Origin of the sequence: Lentibacillus salinarum, from assembly GCF_042679865.1 — a bacterium.
GTDB classification, from domain to species: domain Bacteria; phylum Bacillota; class Bacilli; order Bacillales; family Amphibacillaceae; genus Lentibacillus; species Lentibacillus salinarum.
Genome location: NZ_JBHTNH010000054.1, coordinates 19,418 through 27,352 on the forward strand (window position 1 = coordinate 19,418; position 7,935 = coordinate 27,352).

Here is a 7,935-nt window from a genome sequence, read left to right on the forward strand (position 1 = left end):
GAGACCGGAAACCACAACATCATGATGACAGGAGACTTTCACTCCATTAGTTTCTCAGCCTTGTCGGCTGCTCCCTGACAGGCACCCCAACCCACAGCCCAGCGGATTTTAAATGCAACTGGATTTTCTACTATCATGTTTTGACAATTCTGCCAGCCCCTGCTTCAACCGAAAACGTATCCGCCCGAACAACCGTCGTCTTTACCAATGGTCAAAAACTGCCAGTGAGCGTGTTACATTTTGTGTTGGAAAAACAGATGGAGCGGATCGGGATGTGTATGTGGCGGTTTGGGGGTATTCCGACTAGATTAGGGAAGTGATAGGCACAAAACAAAAAAGCCTCCCACATTTAACGTGAAAGGTTAGTGATTCATGGCAAATTCTTTTATTAAATCTTCGTCGATTACGTTGTTTAAACGTTTACCGCCTTCAGTCACAATGTTCCAAGGCGTTCCGGGTTGATGTGTTAAATTAACGAGTGACCATGCAGGATAACTGTCATACTTGCCAAGCGTTTCATCTAATACGTCCAGATATTTACCGAAGCTTGAGGTCTGTTTAAAACGTGAGTATACAGACAACTTAAACGCATCATCTTTAAAAATCAAGACACCATCATCCTCGGCAAACTCATCTATATTTCTGCTACCGTACTTTTTATACTTGTCATATACTTCTTTTACTACCGGTCCATGCTGCCAGGCAACTAATTTTTCTTTAAAAGGGGCTTCACCATACTTTTTAACATAGTCCACGTAGAAAAAGTAAAGCAACTTTTGTAATTTTAAATGCGTGCACTCAAGCTTAGACGTAATGAGATTTGCTATATCGAACGAGGTTATTTCATTTTCATCAGCAAGACAACGCGTAAACGTCTTAAACTTATTAACCGGAAACACATCTTCAAAGAATTTGTCGTACTTTACAACTGACTCCCATGTTTTAGCATCAGTTTTCACATGGTGGAAGCCAAAAGACAATTCAGGATAAGACGCTTTTAACTTATCAGTCAGCTTTTTAAATTCCTTTAAGCCGTTTACGCTTTTATACACCTGGTGAAAAGCAATACGTTTCCCTTCACGATAATCACTGTGAAGTAATATAAAATGTTCATACATAACAAATCCCTCCTTTTCGCATAATATATCAGCCATCTCTATATTTGGTTGGCCAATATGTATAGTCCTTTTTATAAACTTTATGTGAATCAAGATTAGAACGTTCATGTTGAGCGTCCCAAACTTGAAGCTCTATTGGAAAGCAAGTGTTAAACATTCCCATAAAGTAGATATGAAAAGCTTTATAATCATTTTTTTGACGAACGCTTGCTCTAACTCTGTTTTTACCCTCATTTTTCGTATGCTGAATATAATCAGTAAGCTGATAAAAGTTAAATGCAAAATTTTGATCCACGATTCTGAAACCAAGGAAATCGTTTAAATATTTGTTAATCGAAAAGCTTCCATTTCCATGAAACCTCTTACGATGAAGTTTCGAGATAATTGAGTCATCATTCTTCACTCTGCCAATGATTGGTATGCCATTGGACGATGAAAGTTCCAGCGCAACATCAACATACAGATCGTATAACCCAGCTTTATAACTTTCCATATAATCAAGAAAATCTGTATCGATAAAATTATCCGTATTCTTTGGGTCATCTAAAGTAACATGTCTGACCTGCTTCTTTTTGAGGTTGAATGTATGACCCTTTTGCAATCCAAGCCATTCAAGGTTATATTTATTATGATTATCACATATAACATCAATAATTTTTTTGTAATCATTAATATTATATGTATGCGAAATTGACACGTTGCTTCCCCTCAGTTTCTCCAATGTCATGTCTAAGTATACACTAAAACGGGCAAACAGGAAACAAAATAATAAAGAATCCTTTAGTGTTTTTACATTGTAGAAATCCTCCCTAACAGTAAAAGGACTCAGAATAACATTTTTGCACCACATAACCCTCTCATTATAGTCACACATGCAGCGAAAATTCGCCGCTGCACCACAGAGAATGAAAATATACTGGACTGTCCATACTTGTTATTAATCCAGTCAATCCATATCAATGAATTGTGGCTCTTTCCCATTTTTTTAACGAATTGGAACGGGCCTACTTTAGTATTGTCTTTTTTCGCATTTAAAGAAGTTTATTTTCATGGTAGGCTTTATGTACAAGCATTTTCCTTCCCCTTCGCTTAATCTTATTATATACGAATCTTAGAATGGATGCAAACATTTGTTCCTGTTATTGTGCTTATTTTTTTGAAGGAAAAGTTTAGTTGGTATCTGCTATCAACATCATTCAAGGACAGTCGGACAATTAAGATGGCAAAAAACATCCCTTGTCCGAAGGCGATTCATCCCCCACTTATTTTGGGTTAACGTCTTCCAAAATTAAAGTGGGGATCTTCTCGCCGTGAATCATAAAGCAATACTCTTGAGTGACCGTCTGCTTATTTACCCTTATAATCGAAAACAATTGCACATTTGAGGGCATGAATACGTAAAATATTTTTCGGCTGAATATGCCCTTTTTTCCGCATTCATTTCGATTATAAGGGTGAGAAGATATTTCTCTGATACACGATATTTTGGGTGAAGACATAGCCAAAAGATTAAACGGAACCTTATATTCTGGATAAACTAATTGAATTGATCAACGGCGATAAATTGGTTCGTTTCATTGAGGAAGTCACGAAAGACGAACCGCCTAACAAACAATTTGATGCGATGCTTGAGTCGATTTAACGGATAGGGATTTACATTGATGACGGGAGTCTCCAGAATCTAACCATTTCTACTTGCAATCCCTATCCGACATCATTCACAAGCACTAATTCCTTACATCATCCGGACGAATCTTCTTCTCTTCCAATTCAATTAATGTGACAACTTCCAGCAAAGCATAGGCAGCATCTTTTCTGGTATATACCTCATCATCGATTAAATGGCAAGCAGTCTGGATAATTTTGCTTTTCATGTCGGTCAATAACCATTTTGTTTGTAATTCATCCAGACAGGTTTGGCTTGCCACTGCTTCTTTTTCCATATAAAGTATCATTCCTTACTCCGGCGGCTTCTATGGTGCTTGTAACCGTTTCTTCCCATAGAACATCGGCCTTCTCCACTGTCACAACAGATCGGCGCCTAGCAAAGATCCCTTCAACAGTTTCTGAAGGGTTAGGTATTTCGGAGCTGCAGTATTCGTTAAAGCCTTTTGGCCTCTAAATTTGCTCGCCACTCTAACTGATCCGACTCTTACTTTCTCTGAGTAAAGTTAAGCCGCCGTGGCTTTTACTTCCAAGCAGAACGTGGTTCGTTACCTCCCCACGCATTGGATATGCTAGTCATCCGAACCGGTCAATTGATGACAGGAGACTTTCACTCCATTAGTTTCTCAGCCTTGTCGGCTGCTCCATGACAGGCACCCTAACTTAACTTATGTGATAGTGTTCACATCGGCAATCAAAGGGATAAAGCTTTTATTTGGGTGTTGACATTTTCATTCAAAGAGTTAACATTAAAGATGTTAAGAATAATTTTAACATATTGAACATATTGAAGGAGAGGTGGTTCTATTGGGTAAGCTGAGTGATGAAAAGTTTAAAGAATATTTGAAAAAGGCAAAAGACGAAGTCATTGAATCTATTTCAGAAACGATGAATCTGTACGGTGTATAGCCACCAATCGGCAGACTTTATACAACACTATACTCACAGACCAAATGATTCTTGATGAAATGCGGGAAGAATTAGGAATGAGCAAGCCGAGTATGAGTACAGGTATCCGTAAACTTCAGCAGAATGACATGGTCAAAAAGAAATTCCAGCGTGGAACCAGAAAGCATACATATGTTGCAGAAAAAATTTCTTTAATTCATTTATGAAATATTACTGCAGGATGTGGGAACGCGTAATAAAAATAGATAAGGAAGCAATTAAAAAGGCAGAGGGATACTTAAGGGATGATTACGAAGATAAATCCGTTTCTGATTCGATTCGAGAAGAAGCAAGAGAATATTATCGAATGCTTAAAGAGTCCAAAGTCTACTATCAATGGCTGGGCAAATTAGTGCAAAGCATTCGATCAGGGGAGATTTTTTAATTTTTACCAAAGGACGAAAACAATACAAATGAAAGATGATCAAACGAGAAAGGGAGAGATAGTTTACACATGCTTAAGTCTTCCTGTTGATGTATCTTCTATGAGTCCCATAGAGTGGATTTATTTGATTAAGTGAACAAACAAAAGTTCATATTAAAAATTTATTCATAAAGGAGTTAGGATAATGAGTAAAAAAGTTAATATTGGATTAATTCAAATGAGCCCGAGTCTTGGTGAAGTTAAGGAAAACGTGTTAAAAGCAAAAAAATTTATAAGAGAGGCCGCAGAAAAAGAAGCTAATATAGTTTGTTTACCTGAGACTTTCGCAACGGGGTACAATTTAGATGTTTTAGGTGAAAAAGCTATAGAACTTGGGATTGAATATTATGATTTTATAGTCGAAAAAATCTCTAATGAAGCAAGAGAACATGGGTTGTATATAATTGCACCATTCGGTGAAAAAAGAGAATTAAATGGTGTGATATATAATTCGGCAATTTTATTTGATGACGAAGGAAAAATAGTTGGAAGTTACGCAAAAAGTCATCTATGGGATAACGAACAGCTATATTATAGACAAGGTTCTAAATTGGATGTTTTTGAAACTAAATATGGAAAAATAGGGTTGATAATATGTTATGATCTAAGTTTTCCAGAAGTAAGTAGAAGTTTATGCTTACAAGGTGCAGATATGATTTTTGCTCCTTCAGCTTGGGCTTATGAAGACAACGAAACAATGTGGGAAGCAATGTGGGATGGAAATTTATATCAAAGGGCTCAAGAGAACACTTTGTTTACAATAGGCGTAAATAGTGTTGGAAAACAAGAAAACTTAAATTTCTTTGGCTTGAGTAAAATTTATAACCCGAAAGGAGAACAGTTAGAAGAACTTCCTAGAAATGAGGAAGGGATTAAAGTAACTACTATAGACTTAGAAGAGGTTGAAAAACTTAGAATAGAAAATCCTTTTTTGAGAGATAGAAGGCCTGAACTATACTCCCAATTTACAAAGGAATAAGACATTTAACTTAATCACACAAAAGCATATGTATATAGAAAAAGTAATTAAAAAGACCACATAATCTTTAGCTTCGTAAATGGATCGACAAGGGAGGTTAATGATATATGAATAATTTAAAGGACAGTCTTGAAAGTGATATTGAGGAAAGGATTAAATTTATCGAAAGTGATTCTTATGATTTAGGTCCACCAATCAATAAAAAGGACATCATTGGAATGCTGATTGTCGGTATTATATCTTTTATTGGTTTAGTATGGGGAGCTATTTAGATATTTGGTAAAATTGTACGAGGAGGTATATAGTGAAAGATGTAGATAATGATGTGTATTATGGTGTTAAACCACTTTTAAAAAAGGAAAGAATATATAGTTTTTGGGATATACTGTTGGCTACTGGGGCATGGTCTATCGCAACATGGTGCTACGTCCAAGGTGGGCAGATTGCTGAATTACTTGGTTTTAAAGAAGGATTAATTTCTACAATATGCGGGATAGTCTTGGCTGGAGTAATCGTATATTTAACCGTTATTATACCAACAAGGCATGGAATAGACATTTGGATTTATCTACGTGCAGTTTTCGGAAATATAGGTGTAAGTATAATTGCTTTGCTTTGCCTAGCAGGTATAATGGGATATTTCGCAATAAATGCTGATATATTCGCTAGTTCGTTTATGAATTTATTAGGATATGCAGGGGTTTCAATTTCCACTTCTTGGACTCCTTGGATTGCAACAACGTCTGTATTAATCGGTATGATGATAGCCTTAAAAGGTCCTATGGCTGTAAAAACCTCTACAAGAATAATGGTTCCATGTCTGTTGGCTATTGGTGTATTTATTGTGTTTACGGTGTTTTCCCATTTTTCTTTTTCAGATCTTGCATCTATGGATCCATTAGTTTCTGGAAAATCTGCCAATACTGTAGATTATATGCTTGTGACGGAATGGAATATAGCTTTTGTCCTTGCTTGGTTTTGTTCTCTTGGTGTACTGGCTCGTCTTGTGAAAACCGAAAGAGCTAGTTACTGGGGACATATGGCCGGTTTTTCCGGTATAATGGCTATGTTTATATGTATTGGGATTATGACTGCTCTAGCAATGTATGCGGCTACGGGAACAATAAGTCACGATCCTACAGATTGGCTTGTTGAATTAGGTGGCCCCGCGTTAGGGTCAATATCTCTAATATTTATTATTATAGCAAATATAACTACACAGGGAGTAGGAGTGTACAGTTTTGCAGTAAGTACCAAAGTAATGAAACCTGACCTCAAATTTAGCATAATAACGATATTTTGGAGTGGATGGACAATTTTATTAATTTTTTGGGGAGGAATATGGGAGTATTATGAAGTCCTCCTTGCAGTACTTGGTACAATATCTGGGTCGGCTTGTGCACTTATATTGGCTGACTTTTATATAGTAAGAAAGCAAAAATTTTCAATGAGGGGATTATACCAAATAGATAATTCTACAGTCTATAAATATACGAAAGGGTTTAATATCCCTGCATTTATTTCATTTGCATTAGGGATTTTTAGTTACTTCTTGGTTTATGATCCTATAAATGCTGTACCTAGAAGTGACCTATTTCAATATACTACGGCTACTGGACTATGTATGTTGGTTTGTTCTGTCACATATATTTTATTAAGCAAAATTAAACCACTTAATAATTATCTTAGAAAAGACGTTAAAGAAGAAGACATTAAAGAAGACATAAAAAAGTCATCATAATGACTTTAATGGTTGAAATTGTTATTAAATGATGTAGGTTTCTGCTAATAAGATTACGTAATCTTTGTAGGATACCCTACATCTATTTTTTTAGGGGTAAGCACATATCTTCCTCACCATTAGTTAAGTGTGAGCAATTCACTCCCTTCAATATGTTTAAAAGTATGATTGAAATTAACACTACTAATAGGATGAGCGAAGGTTTTCGCGCGGTCAGACTTTTCGCCGACGATGATGCGTGACGGATATAGATTATCGTATAACGCTTTGCCTTCCCGTAAAAATTCGGGTGAGAAGATGATATTGTTTGTTCCGAATTTGGCATTGGTTTCCTTCGTGTAGGCAACTGGAATAGTCGATTTAATCACTATAACGGTATCTGGATTGGTATCCAGGACATTGCCGATAACTGTTTCCACTGTTGATGTGTCGAAATAGTCCTAATCCGGATCATAGTTGGTCGGTGTGGATATGATGACATAATCCGCGTCGGAAAAGGCTTCCTCATGATCTGTAGTGGCGGTCAGGTTTAAGTTCTTGTTGGCGAGGAAATCTTCAATTTCATTGTCGACAATTGGTGACTTCTTATTGTTGATCATATCGACTTTTTCCTGCATGATATCGAATGCGACGACTTCGTTATGTTGGGCGAGCAGGACGGCGTTGGATAAGCCGACATAACCTGTCCCTGCGACTGCGATTTTCATTTGTATATTCCCCCTATTTCCCCTGTATGATAACATATATTTTCTTCAAGTTTCGGTAGGTTGTTCCACTGAGATCCCTAACCCGTCAACCTCTTATTGTATCAATAGTCCTATTTAAAGGCATGGGGATATGGTTCAGTATTAAATCCTTGCCTTATTTCTTTTGATAATAATCGACATACCAATCGGCGAATTTATGCAGGTCGTCTTGAATGGACGTTTCTGGTTGATTATTGCATTTAACTTGTACCAACCTTGCGGTTATTTGTACCAGTGATTGCGACTAGTTTCACCACTCCTTGCGGAACAATTTACCAATATCAATAAAAACTCCTGTATACTTAGTGGGCATG

General features: G+C 36.7%; 7 protein-coding genes and 2 pseudogenes. 5 read left to right on the forward strand and 4 right to left on the reverse strand.

The features are described 5' to 3' along the window. Nucleotides 1-74: 74 nt before the first annotated feature. Nucleotides 75-320 carry a competence protein ComK gene (locus ACFQ4A_RS16930; RefSeq protein ID WP_382402582.1) on the forward strand — a complete coding sequence of 82 codons (246 nt, stop codon included), beginning with the start codon at nucleotides 75-77 and terminating at the stop codon, nucleotides 318-320. 42 nt (nucleotides 321-362) lie between these two features. On the opposite strand, the gene ACFQ4A_RS16935 is transcribed toward ACFQ4A_RS16930, so the two are convergent. The 3 genes from ACFQ4A_RS16935 to ACFQ4A_RS16945 form a co-directional block, all read right to left on the reverse strand. Then, nucleotides 363-1,118, reverse strand: a complete 756-nt coding sequence (locus tag ACFQ4A_RS16935; RefSeq protein ID WP_382402576.1) for a Panacea domain-containing protein — start codon at nucleotides 1,116-1,118, stop codon at nucleotides 363-365. Nucleotides 1,119-1,146: 28 nt separating this feature from the next. Further along, complete coding sequence (locus tag ACFQ4A_RS16940; RefSeq protein WP_382402577.1) at nucleotides 1,147-1,815, reverse strand: hypothetical protein; 669 nt, start codon at nucleotides 1,813-1,815, stop codon at nucleotides 1,147-1,149. 1,030 nt (nucleotides 1,816-2,845) lie between these two features. Then, entirely contained in the window at nucleotides 2,846-3,073 is a 228-nt protein-coding gene (locus ACFQ4A_RS16945) for a hypothetical protein (protein WP_382402578.1), read from the reverse strand. A gap of 526 nt (nucleotides 3,074-3,599) precedes the next feature. Between ACFQ4A_RS16945 and cudC the strand changes: the two are divergent. The 4 genes and pseudogenes from cudC (at nucleotide 3,600) to ACFQ4A_RS16965 (ending at nucleotide 6,875) form a co-directional block, all read left to right on the forward strand. Beyond that, nucleotides 3,600-4,116, forward strand: a pseudogene (gene cudC, locus ACFQ4A_RS16950) (choline uptake/conversion transcriptional regulator CudC). A gap of 184 nt (nucleotides 4,117-4,300) precedes the next feature. Next, nucleotides 4,301-5,134 carry a nitrilase-related carbon-nitrogen hydrolase gene (locus ACFQ4A_RS16955; RefSeq protein WP_382402579.1) on the forward strand — a complete coding sequence of 278 codons (834 nt, stop codon included), beginning with the start codon at nucleotides 4,301-4,303 and terminating at the stop codon, nucleotides 5,132-5,134. A 107-nt stretch (nucleotides 5,135-5,241) separates the two neighbouring features. Then, the gene (locus ACFQ4A_RS16960; protein ID WP_382402580.1) at nucleotides 5,242-5,406 is read left to right on the forward strand and encodes a hypothetical protein; all 165 of its coding nucleotides are present in this window, start codon (nucleotides 5,242-5,244) and stop codon (nucleotides 5,404-5,406) included. Nucleotides 5,407-5,438: 32 nt separating this feature from the next. Next, entirely contained in the window at nucleotides 5,439-6,875 is a 1,437-nt protein-coding gene (locus tag ACFQ4A_RS16965) for a purine-cytosine permease family protein (protein WP_382402581.1), read from the forward strand. Between the two features lie 194 nt (nucleotides 6,876-7,069). On the opposite strand, the pseudogene ACFQ4A_RS16970 reads toward ACFQ4A_RS16965, so the two are convergent. Next, nucleotides 7,070-7,582: pseudogene (locus ACFQ4A_RS16970) on the reverse strand (2-dehydropantoate 2-reductase N-terminal domain-containing protein); the annotation flags it as partial. Between the last annotated feature and the right edge of the window lie 353 nt (nucleotides 7,583-7,935).

Bases quoted from the DNA above. Each gene is read 5' to 3' on its own strand.
- ACFQ4A_RS16955 (WP_382402579.1), top strand. From the start codon at position 4,301: ATGAGTAAAAAAGTTAATATTGGATTAATTCAAATGAGCCCGAGTCTT.
- ACFQ4A_RS16960 (WP_382402580.1), top strand. From the start codon at position 5,242: ATGAATAATTTAAAGGACAGTCTTGAAAGTGATATTGAGGAAAGGATT.
- ACFQ4A_RS16945 (WP_382402578.1), bottom strand. From the start codon at position 3,073: ATGATACTTTATATGGAAAAAGAAGCAGTGGCAAGCCAAACCTGTCTG.
- ACFQ4A_RS16935 (WP_382402576.1), bottom strand. From the start codon at position 1,118: ATGTATGAACATTTTATATTACTTCACAGTGATTATCGTGAAGGGAAA.